This window comes from Actinomycetospora rhizophila (assembly GCF_042657905.1).
In the GTDB taxonomy this organism is placed as follows: domain Bacteria; phylum Actinomycetota; class Actinomycetes; order Mycobacteriales; family Pseudonocardiaceae; genus Actinomycetospora; species Actinomycetospora rhizophila.
Genome location: NZ_JBHSKG010000005.1, coordinates 114701 through 128029, shown reverse-complemented (window position 1 = coordinate 128029; position 13329 = coordinate 114701). Strand labels below are relative to the sequence as shown.

Annotated in this window: 12 protein-coding genes and 1 pseudogene; 4 read left to right on the top strand and 9 right to left on the bottom strand. The window is 75.5% G+C overall.

Annotation, left to right across the window (positions count from 1 at the left end; genetic code table 11):
* The first annotated feature begins 18 nt into the window (after nucleotides 1-18).
* Nucleotides 19-579: a dihydrofolate reductase family protein gene (locus ACFPK1_RS11985; protein WP_378021149.1), complete on the top strand. Its 561-nt coding sequence runs from the start codon at nucleotides 19-21 to the stop codon at nucleotides 577-579.
* Between the two features lie 6 nt (nucleotides 580-585).
* On the opposite strand, the gene ACFPK1_RS11980 is transcribed toward ACFPK1_RS11985, so the two are convergent.
* Complete coding sequence (locus ACFPK1_RS11980) at nucleotides 586-1218, bottom strand: class I SAM-dependent DNA methyltransferase (protein WP_378021148.1); 633 nt, start codon at nucleotides 1216-1218, stop codon at nucleotides 586-588.
* 35 nt (nucleotides 1219-1253) lie between these two features.
* Between ACFPK1_RS11980 and ACFPK1_RS11975 the strand changes: the two genes are divergently transcribed.
* Entirely contained in the window at nucleotides 1254-2405 is a 1152-nt protein-coding gene (locus ACFPK1_RS11975) for a cobalamin-independent methionine synthase II family protein (RefSeq protein ID WP_378021147.1), read from the top strand.
* A 54-nt stretch (nucleotides 2406-2459) separates the two neighbouring features.
* A pseudogene (locus tag ACFPK1_RS11970) lies at nucleotides 2460-3149 on the top strand (DUF222 domain-containing protein); the annotation flags it as partial.
* 1430 nt (nucleotides 3150-4579) lie between these two features.
* Here ACFPK1_RS11970 and ACFPK1_RS11965 read toward each other — a convergent pair.
* The 6 genes from ACFPK1_RS11965 to ACFPK1_RS11940 are packed head-to-tail and all read right to left on the bottom strand — an operon-like array spanning nucleotide 4580 to nucleotide 10360.
* Complete coding sequence (locus tag ACFPK1_RS11965; protein WP_378021342.1) at nucleotides 4580-5533, bottom strand: molybdopterin-dependent oxidoreductase; 954 nt, start codon at nucleotides 5531-5533, stop codon at nucleotides 4580-4582.
* Between the two features lie 11 nt (nucleotides 5534-5544).
* Nucleotides 5545-6174, bottom strand: a complete 630-nt coding sequence (locus ACFPK1_RS11960; RefSeq protein WP_378021146.1) for a DNA-3-methyladenine glycosylase family protein — start codon at nucleotides 6172-6174, stop codon at nucleotides 5545-5547.
* Nucleotides 6175-6176: 2 nt separating this feature from the next.
* A complete protein-coding gene (locus ACFPK1_RS11955; RefSeq protein ID WP_378021145.1) occupies nucleotides 6177-6836 on the bottom strand; it encodes a TetR/AcrR family transcriptional regulator in 660 nt (219 codons plus the stop codon).
* Nucleotides 6837-6868: 32 nt separating this feature from the next.
* Nucleotides 6869-8368: a pyruvate, phosphate dikinase gene (locus ACFPK1_RS11950; RefSeq protein WP_378021144.1), complete on the bottom strand. Its 1500-nt coding sequence runs from the start codon at nucleotides 8366-8368 to the stop codon at nucleotides 6869-6871.
* Nucleotides 8365-9162: an SDR family oxidoreductase gene (locus ACFPK1_RS11945; RefSeq protein ID WP_378021143.1), complete on the bottom strand. Its 798-nt coding sequence runs from the start codon at nucleotides 9160-9162 to the stop codon at nucleotides 8365-8367. Before ACFPK1_RS11945 ends, ACFPK1_RS11950 begins: the two co-directional genes overlap by 4 nt.
* Nucleotides 9155-10360 (bottom strand): cytochrome P450, encoded by a 1206-nt coding sequence (locus ACFPK1_RS11940; RefSeq protein WP_378021142.1) that lies wholly within the window; start codon nucleotides 10358-10360, stop codon nucleotides 9155-9157. The genes ACFPK1_RS11945 and ACFPK1_RS11940 overlap by 8 nt, the downstream gene beginning before the upstream one ends.
* Before the next feature lie 101 nt (nucleotides 10361-10461).
* On the opposite strand from ACFPK1_RS11940, the gene ACFPK1_RS11935 reads away from it, so the two are divergent.
* On the top strand, nucleotides 10462-11079 hold the full coding sequence (locus ACFPK1_RS11935) for a MarR family transcriptional regulator (protein ID WP_378021141.1): 618 nt from the start codon (nucleotides 10462-10464) through the stop codon (nucleotides 11077-11079).
* Between the two features lie 6 nt (nucleotides 11080-11085).
* On the opposite strand, the gene ACFPK1_RS11930 is transcribed toward ACFPK1_RS11935, so the two are convergent.
* Nucleotides 11086-11709 carry a histidine phosphatase family protein gene (locus ACFPK1_RS11930; protein WP_378021140.1) on the bottom strand — a complete coding sequence of 208 codons (624 nt, stop codon included), beginning with the start codon at nucleotides 11707-11709 and terminating at the stop codon, nucleotides 11086-11088.
* Nucleotides 11709-13253: an AMP-binding protein gene (locus ACFPK1_RS11925; protein ID WP_378021139.1), complete on the bottom strand. Its 1545-nt coding sequence runs from the start codon at nucleotides 13251-13253 to the stop codon at nucleotides 11709-11711. Before ACFPK1_RS11925 ends, ACFPK1_RS11930 begins: the two co-directional genes overlap by 1 nt.
* Between the last annotated feature and the right edge of the window lie 76 nt (nucleotides 13254-13329).

Here is a 13329-nt window from a genome sequence, read left to right as displayed (position 1 = left end):
GCGGCGGAAGGACGTCCGATGCAGACCCTCATGGTCGACTTCATCATCTCCCTCGACGGCTACGGCCACGGCGAGGGCTGGCCGGGCTACTGGGGCCTGGAGGGACCGGAGTACCTGGGCTGGCTCGACGAGCAGCCGCAGCACACGGCCCTGCTCGGGGCGAGGACCTACCGCATGATGTCGGAGCTCGCCGCCGAGATGCCCGAGGAGCTCGCGGGCATGACCGCGCAGCCCAAGGTCGTGTTCTCCTCGACCCTGGCGACGCCGCTGACCTGGGCGAACACCGAGCTGGTCGACACCGGCCCCGTGGACGCCGTGCGCGCCATGAAGCGCGACCACCCGCGGCCCCTGCACACCGTCGGGAGCCTCACGCTCACCCGCGCACTGCTGCGCGCTGGCCTCGTGGACCGCTTCCGGGTCGTCGTCTTCCCGGTGATCACCGGCGTCACGGGCCGCGAGCGGGTCTTCGACGGCTACCCCGACCTCGCCCTGGAGCTGGTCGAGACCCGCACGTTCGACGGCCGGCTCCAGCTGCTCGAGTACGTCCCGACGGTCATCGACGGACCGCCCGCCGCCTGATCCGCCTCAGCGGACGTCGAGCACCACCAGGCGGCAGGTGACGTCCTGCGCGGTCCGGTACGGGTGCTCGTCGGCCTCGCGCAGGTCGGCGCGCCCGGCCTCGGCCAGGGCGTCGACCGCCGCCCGGTAGCCCTTGGGCTCCCAGATCGGGTCGAGGATGGTGGCGACGACCAGCCCGCCGGGGCGGGTCACCCGCACGAACTCGGCGAGGGCCTCCGGGCCCACGTGCCCCTCGGTCAGCGTGCCCACGCAGACGACGGCGTCGTAGGTGCCGTCGGCGACGGGGAGGCGCGCGGTCAGGTCGGCCACGTCGACGTGCCGGTAGTGACCGGTCGCCCGGGCCTTCTCCAGCATCGCCGGCGACACGTCGAACCCGTCGACGGTGTAGTCGCCGCGACGGGCGAGCTCGACGCCCACCAGGCCCGTGCCGGCGCCGGCGTCCAGGACCGTCGCGGGCGCGGGCGCCAGCTCGGCGAGCCGGCCCGCGGCCACCGCGGGTCCGACGTACCCCATCGACGCGGCGGTGTCGGCCTCGTAGGTCTCGGCCCACTCGTCGTAGAGGGCCGCGGCGTCCTCGGGCCCCGTGAGGTCGTAGGCCCGTCGCAGGAACGGGCTCGAACCGGTATCGATGTCAGCCACGCGGTGAACCTAGCGCCGAGGACAGGAGTGCCCCTGTGACACGGATCCGGACGACCCACGTGGGCAGCCTCGTCCGCACCCCCGAGCTGGTCGAGGTCATGCGCGCCCGTGAGTACGGCGAGCCCGTGGACCCCGACCGGCACGCCGAGGTCCTCACCGCCGCGGTCGCCGACGTCGTGCGCCGCCAGGTCGAGATCGGTCTCGACGTGGTCAGTGACGGCGAGTACGGCAAGTCCGACAGCTGGTCGCGCTACATCCGCGAGCGCCTGGGCGGCTTCACCGCGACGGCGGCCGCCGGCCCCGCCGGCGGCCGCTCGAACGTGCCGCCGGGCACCGACAAGCACCTCTTCGGCGAGTTCTACGCCGAGTACGAGGCCGGCCAGGGGTTCGTCGGGGGCAGCGGGGAGTGGCGGGCCACGGGTCCGGTGCACTACACCGGCGCGGACGCGGTCGGCCGGGACATCGCGAACCTCACCGCCGCGCTGCGGGGAACCCCGGCCGAGGGGTTCCTGCCCGTCGTGGCCCCGGCCAGCGCAGTGCCCCGCCCCACCCACGACCACTACGCCTCCGACGAGGAGCTGCTGTTCGCCGTCGCGGACGCGCTGAACCAGGAGTACCGCGCCGTCGTCGATGCGGGGCTCGTCGTGCAGATCGACGACGCGCACTTCGCCATCGCCTACGACACGATGCGCGGCGACCTCGCCGCCTACCGGCCGTGGGCGGAGCTGCGCACCGAGGCGCTGGTGCGCGCGCTCGACGGCATCCCCGCCGAGCGCGCCCGCTACCACGTCTGCTGGGGCAGCTGGAACGCGCCGCACGTCGGCGACGTGCCCCTGCGCGACATCGTCGACCTCATCCTGCGGGTGCCGGTGCGCACCTACTCGCTCGAGCAGGCCAACCCCCGCCACGAGCACGAGTGGCGGGTCTGGGAGGACGTCACGCTGCCCGACGACAAGGTGCTGATGCCGGGCATGGTCAGCCACGCCACCAACGTCGTCGAGCACCCGGAGCTGGTCGCCGAGCGCATCCTGCGGCTCGCGCGGCTCGTCGGGCCCGAGCGCGTCGTGGCGAGCAGCGACTGCGGGTTCGCGCAGGGCCCGCTCGTGCGCCGCGTCCACCCCAGCATCCAGTGGGCCAAGCTCGAGGCCCTCGTGGCGGGCGCCCGGCTCGCCGAGGGGCGGCTCTGATCGGGTCGTCGCTCCGCGCCGTCGTTGTCGGGGGTCCGGGATAGATTCGAACACATGAGCGAACAGGGTGTGCGGGACGGCCGTGTGGCCGGTCTGGACGCCCTCGATGCCCTCGCCCCCGGCCCGGAGCTGCTCGCCGCCCTGGACGCGATCTCGCCGGACACGCTGACCGGCGACGACCTGGCCGCCTACGTGCGGGCCTGCGCGCGGCTGACCAGCCACGGCACCGCCCGCCTGCTGGACGGGATGCACCACCTCGGGCGCGCGCAGGACGCGCGCACCGATCGCCGCCCCGGTCTCGACGAGTACTCCGAGGACGAGGTCGCGGTCGCTCTGGGCTGGTCGCGGTCGATGGCGTCGCGCAGGCTCGGCCTCGCCGACGACCTCGCGGTCCGCCTCCCGGCGGTCGGGCGGGCGTTGTGGGAGGGGTGGCTCGACGAGCCGAAGGCCACCCGCTTCTGCGAGTGGACCCGCGACCTGTGTGACGACCACGCCCGCCACGTGGCCCAGGTCCTGCTCCCCGAGGCGCCGGGCATCCCGGTCGGGGAACTGATCCGGCGCATCGAGCAGACCGCGGCGGCGATCGACCCGGACTGGGCGGCGCGCCGCGAGGCGCGGGCGGCGAAGAACGCGCGGGTGGTGCTCTCGGCGAACCCGACCGGCACCGCCACCTTCGCCGTCTGCGACGTGACCGCGCCGCGCGGGCTGGCGATGCGCGACCGCTGCGACGCGCTCGCCGCGGCGGTCCGCGCGCTCGGGGTCCGCCTGCCGGTCCGTGACGTGCGCGCCGAGGTCGCGTCCCGGCTGCTCGACGGCTCGACGGCCGGGATGACCGACCACCAAATCGTGTGCCTGCTCGCCGGGGAGTACCACGCCGCGGGGCAGCCACCCGAGCCCGACAGCCCGGACGACGGCTCGGAGGAGCCGCGCGACGACGGCCCACCCGACGATGACGGACCCGATGACGGACCCGATGACGGACCCGACGACGGACCCGACGACGGACCCGACGACGGACCCGACGACGGACCCGACGACGGACCCGACGACGGTCCGGACGACGGGCCGCATGACAGCGGGCCCCATGACGGCGGGCCGGACGACGGCACCGACGACGCCGATACCGGCGAGGCCGGCGAGGCTCACGCGGGCGGCCAGGGCGTGCTCGACCTGCCCGACCTGCCCGACGGGCGCAGTCCGCTGGACCCGTCCGCGCCGGACCCGCCGACGCTCGCCGGCCCGGACCCCGGCCCTGGCCGGGTCCGCGCCGGTTCCAGCGAACTGCGGCTGCGCCTGACCACCGCGCTCGGGCTCGACCGGCTCCCGGCCGCCGTCCCGGGCTACGGCACCGTCCTGGCCCACCACGCCCGCACCCTGCTCGCTGCCGCCCACCGCGGCGAGTGGCGCGTCGTGCTCACCGACCCCGAGGGCCATCTCCAGCACGTCCTGCTCGCCCGCCGACGACCAGCTCGCCCCCGCGGCCGGCGCGAGCCGCGGGGGTCAGCGCCGCGCCACGCCATCGTCGAGCTCCAGGTCCCGACGACGCTGCTGGCCGCCCTCGACCCTCACGCCCACCCCGCCTGGACGGAAGTGCTGCGCGAGCTCCAGGACCGGCTCGGCGAGCTCGACCACCCCGGCCCGCCCCCCGCGAGCCTCGCCGACCACACCCGACGCACCCCCAGCGCCGAGACGGATCGCTGGACCCGGGTCCGCGACCGGCACTGCATCGTCCCCTGCTGCCGACAACCGGCGCACCGGGCCGAGCTCGACCACACCCGCGACTGGGCGCACGACGGACCGTCCGCGCACGGGAACCTCGGGGTGCTCGACAAGCACCACCACCGCGCCAAGCACCACGCCGGCTGGCGCATCACCCAGCCCGCCCCCGGCCACTTCACGATCCGCACCCGCGCCGGACAGCGCCTCACCACGACGCCGAAGAAGATCCTCGAGCCACTCCCCGAGCCCCGCCCCGCGCACCGGCCACGGCCCCTGCCCGACGACGGCCGGCCCACCCATCCCGCTCCGAGCGACGCGGAGGCCGCCGCCGACGACGCCAGGTGGCGCCACCGGTTCCTCCGCCGCACCGGCATCGTCGGCCACGCCACGCCGCGCCGGCGCCCACCCCACCCGCGGTCCACGACCCGGACGACCCGCCGCCGTTCTGACGCCGGTTACGACCCCCCGAGAACCCCCACCTCGTGCACCGCGTTGCGCGCGGCGTCGGCGGGCTGGACCCGCCCCTCGACGTCGGTGGCCCGGGCAGCGAGGACGTGCCCGCCGGGCGGCAGCGCGACGTCGAGGGCGAAGCGCTGCCACGTGCGGTGCTCCCCGCGGGGCTCCAGCGCCGCCGACGCCCACCGCCCGTCCACGGCGACCTCGACCGACGCCACCGGGAACGCACCCCACGCCCACCCCGCGACCTCGACGTCGAGACCGGTCCGGGCGCCCTCGACCGGGCTCGTGATCACGCTCGTGACGTCGAGGTCGCGCACCGGCTGCGGTCGCGGGTCGCCGGGCAGCACGCGCTGGTACAGGCGGGTGGTGAACAGGTGCTCGGGGCGCCGGTCGGCGACGGTGAGCTCCCGGAGCCACTTGACGTTGTTGGTGCCGAAGTACCCGGGCACGACGAACCGTGCCGGTCCCCCGTGCTCGTCGGTCAGAGGCGCCCCGTTCATGCTCAGCGCCACGATCGCGCGCTCGCGGGCGACCGCGAGCGGCACGTCCTTGCGGTACTCCGTGCACGCGACGTCGGCGAACACCCCGGCGTCCGACCCGGTCGCCCAGAGCGCCGCGGCCGGCGCCGCGCCGGCCGCCTCCAGCAGCGCCGCCACGGGGACGCCGTGCCACACCACGTTCGCCGCCCGGCGCACGAACTCCCCGGGCACCAAAGGGTTGCCGAAGCACTCCAGGACGGCGGGCACGTCGACCGACGGCATCGCGCGCAGCGCGTCGAGGTCGAGCTCGAGCGGGGTCGCGACGTCCCCGTCGACGCGCAGCCGCCAGGTCCCGGGGTCGACGTGCGCGATCCCGAAGTGCCCGATCACGTAGACGTCGTCGACGTCGGTCACCCGCGCGGTCAGACGCTCCGGACCGGGGATCCGCTTGATCGTCGACGCGGGGTCCATGCGGGCGGCGGTCACGCCCCCGGAGCCTGCCCGAGCACCGCCCTGCAGTACCAGGCCGCGACGGCGCGGTACGGCCGGAACGCCTCGCCCAGCACGTCCAGCTCCGTCGCGGTCGGCACCGGGACCTCCCAGGCGGCGGCGTAGCCCTTCCGGATCGAGAGGTCGCCGGTCGGCCAGACGTCGAGGCGCGAGAGCTGGAACAGCAGGAACATCTCCGCGGTCCACCGGCCGACGCCGCGCACCGCGGTCAGCGCCGCCGTCACCGTCTCGTCGTCCTGCTCCGCCAGCACCGCGCGGTCGAGGACCAGCGTCCCCTCGTGGACCCGCATGGCCAGGTCCCGCAACGAGAGGATCTTCGCCTGGGACATCCCGACCTCGCGCAGGTCACTCTCGGGGAGCGCGAGGAGCGCGCCGGCGGTGATCTCGCCGCCGAGCGCGGCGACCAGGCGACCGCGGATGGCCTCGGCGGACCGGTTGGACAGCTGCTGATGGGTGATCGCGCGGACGAGCGCGGCGAACGCGGTCTCGGCCGGCGGGGGGAACGTCGGCGGCCCGTACGTCGCCGCGAGGCGGGCGATCGTGGCGTCCCGCGCCGCCAGCTCGGTCGCCGCGGCTCCGTAGGCCTCCGGGACCGGCCGCACGGTCAGGACGTCACGGGTGGCAGCGAGCGGAACCAGACCTCGGCGATCGACACGGCGATCGCCTTGACCCGCTCGGGCCGCGGGGCCCGCTCGGGGAGCCCGATGTGGACGTAGGCCATCTGCTCGACCATCGAGCCCAGGCACTCGGCGAGCAGCTCGAAGTCGGTGGCGCCGATCGCGCCCGCGCGGTGGCGCGACTCGAGCCAGCGGCGGGTGCGGTCGATGAACTGGGCGCGCTGGTCGAGCCAGACGCGGGCGAAGTCGCTGTCGGCCGTCATCGCGGCCGCCTCGCGCAGGACCCGCAGCAGCCGGCGGTTCTGCGAGTAGGAGACGAGGTAGGCGTTGGTGCGGTCGACGAGGGCGTCGAACGGGTCCCGCGGCGGCTCCGGGGAGCGACCGGACGCCGAGAGGAGCTCGTCCATACCCGGCTTCAGGGCCTCGAGGAAGATCGCTTCCTTGCTCTCGAAGTGCCGGTAGAAGTTCCCCTGCGAGACCCCGGCGTGGAACACGATGTCGGCGACGCGGGTCTGCGCGTAGCCGTACTCGGAGAAGCAGGCGACCGCCGCGTCGACGAGCTTCTTGCGCGTCCGCAGGCCCCGGACGTTCTTCTTGACGGCTGGCGGGGGCTCGACGGCCGCGGCGCTGGACTCGGGTCGCCCCACAGGTGCTCTCCGCTCGCCGACGTGACCGAGGTTCACAGAATACGCTGGACGCGGGCGAGGAGGTCGGACAACGACGCCGACCCGCCGTCCTCGCCGAGCCGGGCCGCGGCCCAGGCGTGCAGCGCCGTCTCGTGCTCGCTGCGCCCGGTGGCCGGCCGGTCGGCGAGCACGTCGCCCTCGAGCACCACGCCCCGGGCGCCGTCGACCGTGACCCGCCGTCCGGCCAGCGCCGCGAGCGTGCCCTCGCCGCACCCGACCACGCAGGGCAGCCCGGCCTCGCGGGCGACGAGCGCCGCGTGCGAGGTCGTGCCGCCGTGCTCGGTGACCACGGCGACCGACGCGTACATGGCGGGCACGTCGTCGGGCGCGGTGTGGGGGCGCACCAGGACGACCGGCTCGTCCTCGTCGGCGTCGAGCGCGTCGTCGGGATCGGTGACGACCAGCCCCACGGCCACGCCGGGCCCGGCGGCCGTGCCGCGGGCGAGGACGACGCCGTCGACGTCGGCGCCAGCCGCGGCCGTGAGCGCCTCGGCCTGCTCGACACCGACCCGGGCGAGGGCGGTGTCGCGGTCGATGACCCCCTCCTCCGCGAGGCCCACCGCGACCCGGACCGCGGCCGCGGCCGACCGCTTCCCCGGACGGACCTGCAGCACGTGGAGCTGCCCGGACTCCACGGTGAACTCGATGTCGACCATGTCGCGGTACTCGGCCTCGAGCCGGGCCGCGGCGTCGCGCAGCCCGGCGTGCATCGCCGGCATCTCCTGGGCGAGGGCGCTGACCGGAGCGGGGGTGACGACGCCGGACACCACGTCCTCGCCCTGCCCCCGCGCCATCCACTCGCCGTAGAGCCCGGGCTCACCGGTCCTCGGGTCACGGCTGAACACCACGCCCGTCCCGGAGTGCGCGTCCCGGTTGCCGAACACCATGGCCTGCACCGTGACCGCCGTGCCCAGGTCGTGGTCGATGCCGTGACGGTCCCGGTAGACCCGCGCCCGCGGGCTGTCCCAGGAGCGGAAGACCGCGCCGATCGCGGTGCGGAGCTGGCGCCAGGGGTCGGGCGGCGGCTCGGTCGCCCCGTCGTCCAGGCCGACGACCTCGGCGTAGGAGCGACAGAAGCGCTCCCAGGTGTCCCGGGCCCAGGCGGGGTCGCCGGTCTGCGTGGCCAGCGCGTCGGTGAGCTCGCGGGTCAGCCCCAGGTTCAGGACGGTGTCCATCATCCCGGGCATGCTCTGCGCCGCGCCGGAGCGCACGGAGACCAGCAGCGGCGAGGACGGGTCGCCGAAGGCGTGCCCGGTGGCGCGCTCGATGCCGGCGAGGGCGTCGAGGGCGGCCGCCCAGACGTCGTCGGGGAGCTCGCCGCCGCCGTCGCGGAAGCGGGCGCAGACGTCGGTGGTGATGGCGAAGGCCGGCGGCCCGGGCAGGCCGAGCGACCGCATGCGGTCGATGCTCGCGGCCTTGCCGCCCAGGCGGTCGCGGCCCAGCGAGCAGGTGCCGTCGAGGGCGACGACCTGGGTGGTGACGATGCCGGTCATATCGAGCTCCTCACCGGACGGGCGGCGCGGGCGGCACGCACCGCCAGCAGGCCGCCCTCCACGGGCAGGTCGGTGCCGCTGATCCAGGACGCGTCCGGGCCGAGGAGGAAGGCGATCGCCGCGGCGACCTCCTCGGGCCGCCCGTGACGCCCGACCGTGGCGGCGGCGCGGTCGATGTCCGCCTCGCCCATGGAGGCGCGGAAGTCCGCGAGGATCGGCGTCTCGACCGGCCCCGGGCTCACCGAGTTCACCCGGATCCCGCGGGCGACCGCGTCCCCGGCCGCGAGGCGGGTCCAGCGCACGAGGGCCTTCTTCGCGGTGTCGTAGGCCTCGGCACCGGAGTGGGGATGGCGGGCGAGCCACCGCGCGAGCCCGTCGGGGTCGGTGGCGGCCAGCAGCTCGTCGAGCTCGTCGTCCGGCACGGCGGAGCGGTGCGCCGCCACCGACGACACCGTCACCGCCGACCCGCCGGGCGCCATCCGCGCGATCAGCGTCCCGACGAGCAGCACCGGCGCGAGGACGTTGACCGCCAGGACGGACAGCGGCGGCGCGGTGCCGGGGACGCCCGCGACGTGGGCGACGCGGTCGACCCCTCCGTCGACGTCGACCCGCTCCAGCACGGAGGTGATCGCCGCCGGGTCGGCGAGGTCGCAGGTCAGGACCTCGACACCGGGGCGCGGGGCGACGGGGGCGCGGTCGAGGGCGAGCACGCGGTCGCCGCGGGCGAGCAGCCGGTCGACCAGCGCCGCGCCGATGCCGGACGCCGCGCCGGTGACCAGCACGCGCTCAGACACGGGCCGCCTCCGTGATCCGCACGGGCAGGTGCTTGATGCCGCGGAAGAAGTTCGAGCTCAGGCGGTCGACCTCACCGGTCTGCTCGACGACGAGGCCGCGCTCGTGCAGGCGCCGGAAGAACACCTGGGCCTCGAGGCGCGCCAGGTGGGCGCCGAGGCAGGCGTGCGGGCCCCAGCCGAAGCCGAGGTGGTCGGCCTCCGCGCGGTCGGGCCGGAACCGGTCCGGATCGGTGAACACGCGGTCGTCGCGGTTGCCCGAGACGAACCACATGACGATCTTCTCGCCCGGCGCGACCGTGCGCCCGTGCAGCGTGAGGGGCTCGACGGCGGTGCGGCGCATGCACAGCACCGGTGAGACCCAGCGCAGCATCTCCTCGACGCCGGAGCGCCGGTTCTCGGGCGACTCGCCCATCCAGGTGTGGCTGCCGGGCTCGAGGTTGAGCGCGTGGACGCCACCGGAGAGCAGGTTCCGGGTGGTCTCGTTCCCCGCGACCATGAGGATCAGGTAGTACGCGTCGAGCTGGCCACGGGAGAGCGGGCAGCCGTCGACCTCCGCGGTCGCGAGCACGGAGACGAGGTCGCCCTGTGGCGCGGCCCTCCGGTCGGCCTCGAGCGCGCGGAAGTACGCGAACACCTCGTCGCGGGCCCGCGCCGCGGTCTCCGGGCCGTCGGAGTACTCCGGGTCCTGCGAGGCCATCTGGTTGGTCCAGCGCAGGATGTCCGGGCAGTCGGCGGCCGGGACCCCGAGCAGCCGGCCCAGGACGAGCAGCGGGAGCCGCGCCGACACCTCCGCGACGAGGTCGAGCTCCCCGGCGCCGACGAGCGGGTCGAGCAGCTCGTCGACGGTCTGCTCGATCTCGTTCTCGAGCCGCTTGACCACCGTGGGCCGGACGTGGGGCACCACGATGCGGCGCAGCTTGAGGTGCTCGGGGGCGTCGAGGTGGTGGATGCTGCGCGCGCCCTCGCCCTCCGCGCGCCGGCTCGGGATCTGCGTGCCCTCCCGCACCGTCACCGCCGGCTCGGAGGCCACCCGGCGGACGTCCTCGTACCGCGTGATCGACCAGAACCCGGGCCCGCCGTCGGGCTCGTCGTTCCAGTGCAGCGGCTCCTCGTCGCGCAGGAGCCGCAGGACCTCGGCGTCGCGCCCGTCCGTGAACACGGTCAGGTCCGTCAGGTCGATGTTCGCCGCTGAGGTCACCCTCGGCTCCCTTGGTGGGCGTGGTTGCCGACCGGTGACACGCAACACTAGTCTGCCCAAGAATGCAACTAGCGTTCGCAAACTGCGCCGAGGAGGACGACGTGGACGACGGCCGCTTCCGGACACTGCACGCACTGCGGGTGAAGGGGCTGACCTCCCCCGCGGTGGCGGCCGAGATCGTGTCGCTCTCGGAGTCCGACGCGCAGGCGCGGCTCACCGAGCTCGAGGCGGAGGGGCTGGTCCGGCACCGGGGCGCCGGCCGGGTGCAGGGGTGGACGCTGACCAAGGAGGGCAAGGCGGCGCACGCCGAGCTGCTCGCCGACGCCGTGGACGCGGACGCCCGCGCCGCCCTCGACGCCGCCTACGACGGGTTCCTGCCCGTCAACGGCGACTTCAAGGAGGTGTGCACCGCCTGGCAGACCCGGGGTGACGGCACCACCCCGAACGACCACACCGACGCCGCGTACGACGCCGCGGTGATCGAGCGCCTCGCCGAGGTGGACGCGCGGGTCGACGGGGTGCTCCGGGACCTCGGCGGCGCGGTCGACCGGATGGCCGGCTACCGCCCCCGCCTCACCGACGCCCTCGCCCGCGTGCGCGACGGCGACGCCACGGCGTTCACCGCGCCGATGACCGCGTCGTACCACGACGTGTGGATGGAGCTCCACCAGGACCTCATCGTCTCGCTGGGGCTTACGCGGGGCGCCGCCGACGAGTGACGCGGCTCAGGAGAGCGCGCTCTCGACCGGGCCCGGCGCGAGCTGCAGGTGGGCGGTCTCGTTGATGCTCACCAGCTGGCGGTGCCCGCGGCGTGACGCCAGGACCCGGCTCACCGACGTGTACCCCAGCTGGCAGAACATGCCGTGCGGGCGCTCGAGGATCGAGCACAGGTAGGAGTTGATCACTCCGCCGTGGCACACGACGGCCACGACGCCACCGTCGCGCGCGTCGACGATGTCGGTGACGGCCTCGACCACCCGGCGCCGGAAGGCCTCCGGGTCGAAGCGGTGGCTCCCCCACCGCCCCGTCTCCAGCGCGCGCCAGAGCTCGGCGCGGTCCCCCTGGCCGACCTCCTCGATCGGCACGTAGGCCGGCGCGCCGAGGTCGAACTCGGCGAGGCGCTCGTCGATCCGGACCGGGACCCCGGCCGGCCCCGCCACGTGCTCGGCGGTCTCCCGGGCCCGGCGCATCGGGGAGCTCCACACGACCTCGGGGGTCGGGACGTCGGCGGCGACCAGGTGGGCGCCCAGCAGACCGGCCTCCCGGTGGCCCTGCTCGGTCAGGCCGGGGTCGGCGCCCCCCGAGTCCATGCGCACCGGCCGCCCGTGGCGGACCAACAGCAGCTCCATCAGCGGGCGTCCACGGTGAGCAGCTGCTCGCGCACGCGACGGTGGAGGAGCTTCCCGGCGTCGTTGCGCGGGAGCGCCGCGACGACGCGCAGCGCCCGCGGGCACTTCGCGGGGGCGAGGCGCTCGCGGGCCCAGTCGAGGAGCTCGTCGCCGACGTCGACGCCCGGGGCCGCGACGACCACGGCGACGACGCGCTCGCCGAACTCGTCGTCGGGGACCCCGACCACCGCGACGTCGTCCACCGCGGGGTGCTCGAGGAGCAGGTCCTCGACCTCGCGGGGGTGGACGTTGACGCCCCCGGTGATGATCGTCTGCCCGGCGCGGCCGGTCAGGTACAGGTAGCCGTCGGCGTCGAGCTGGCCGAGGTCGGCGACCGACCCCCAGCCCGGGGTGCCGGCGAGGTCGGCGCGCCCGTCGGCGTCGACGGCCGGCTCGGGCGCGTCGGGGCGCGCGAACCAGACCGTGCCGTCCTGCCCCGCCGGCAGGAACCGGCCGTCCTCGTCGGCGACGGCGACCCGGCTGGCGACCGCCCGGCCCACCGAGCCGGGATGCGCGAGCCACTCCTCCGGCCCGATGACCGTCCGGCCGTACCCCTCGCTCGCGCCGTAGTACTCGAACACGATCGGCCCCCACCACGCGAGGACCGCCCGCTTGACCGACGGCGGGCAGGGCGCCGCGGCGTGCACCGCCACGCGGTGGGACGACAGGTCGTACCGCGTCCGCACCGCGTCGGGGAGGCGCAGGAGCCGGACGAACATCGTCGGGACCCACTGGCTGTGGGTGACGCGGTGGCGCGCGATCGCGGCGAGCGCACCCTCGGCGTCGAAGCGGCGCATCAGCACGACGGTGCCCCCGGACTGGTGCACCGACTGCAGGAAGCCGAGGGGCCCGGCGTGGTAGGCGGGCCCCGGCACGAGCAGCACGTCGCCGTCCGCGGGGACCCGGTCGCCGTCGGGCACGGTGAAGCGCAGCATCCGCATGAGCCCGGCCGAGCGGACGCCGACCTCGTCGGGGTGCTGCCCGCTCGGCGGCACGAGGGCGGGCTTCGGGCGCCCGGTGGTGCCGGAGCTGAACAGGAGCCGCCCGCCGGCGCGCTCGGGCAGGGCGAGCCGCTGGGCGTCGTCGGCCAGGACGGCGTCGAGGTCCGTGTCGCCCGTCCCGCCGACCAGCAGCCACACCGGCTCGGGGAGGCCCGCGGCCGCGATCGCCGCTGCGACGACCGGTCGGTGCTCGGGCGTCGTCACGACCGCCCCGGGGGCGGCGTCGGCCAGGACCGGCTCGAGCTCGCGGGCCGTGAGGTGGTGGTCGATCGCGGCGAGCACGAGCCCGCTGCGCCAGCACGCCCAGCAGACGTCGCCCCAGCGGACGTCGTTGCCGAGCAGGATCGCGACCGTGTCGCCGCCGGTCAGCCCGCGGCGCCGCAGCGCCCCCGCCAGGCGGGCGCTGCGCACGTCGAGCTCGCGGTGGGTGACCGTCTCGCCGGTCTCGGCGAGCACGATCGCCGGCCGGTCGGGCACCTGCGCCGCGATGCTCCCGGGGTACACGTGCCCTCCCTCTGTAGACACTGGTTCGCATTGTCTAGCCGGTCGAGGGCCGCCACGACAAGGGCGCCGGATCGCT

Bases quoted from the DNA above. Each gene is read 5' to 3' on its own strand.
- ACFPK1_RS11985 (WP_378021149.1), top strand. From the start codon at position 19: ATGCAGACCCTCATGGTCGACTTCATCATCTCCCTCGACGGCTACGGC.
- ACFPK1_RS11965 (WP_378021342.1), bottom strand. From the start codon at position 5,533: ATGGACCCCGCGTCGACGATCAAGCGGATCCCCGGTCCGGAGCGTCTG.
- ACFPK1_RS11950 (WP_378021144.1), bottom strand. From the start codon at position 8,368: ATGACCGGCATCGTCACCACCCAGGTCGTCGCCCTCGACGGCACCTGC.
- ACFPK1_RS11930 (WP_378021140.1), bottom strand. From the start codon at position 11,709: ATGGAGCTGCTGTTGGTCCGCCACGGGCGGCCGGTGCGCATGGACTCG.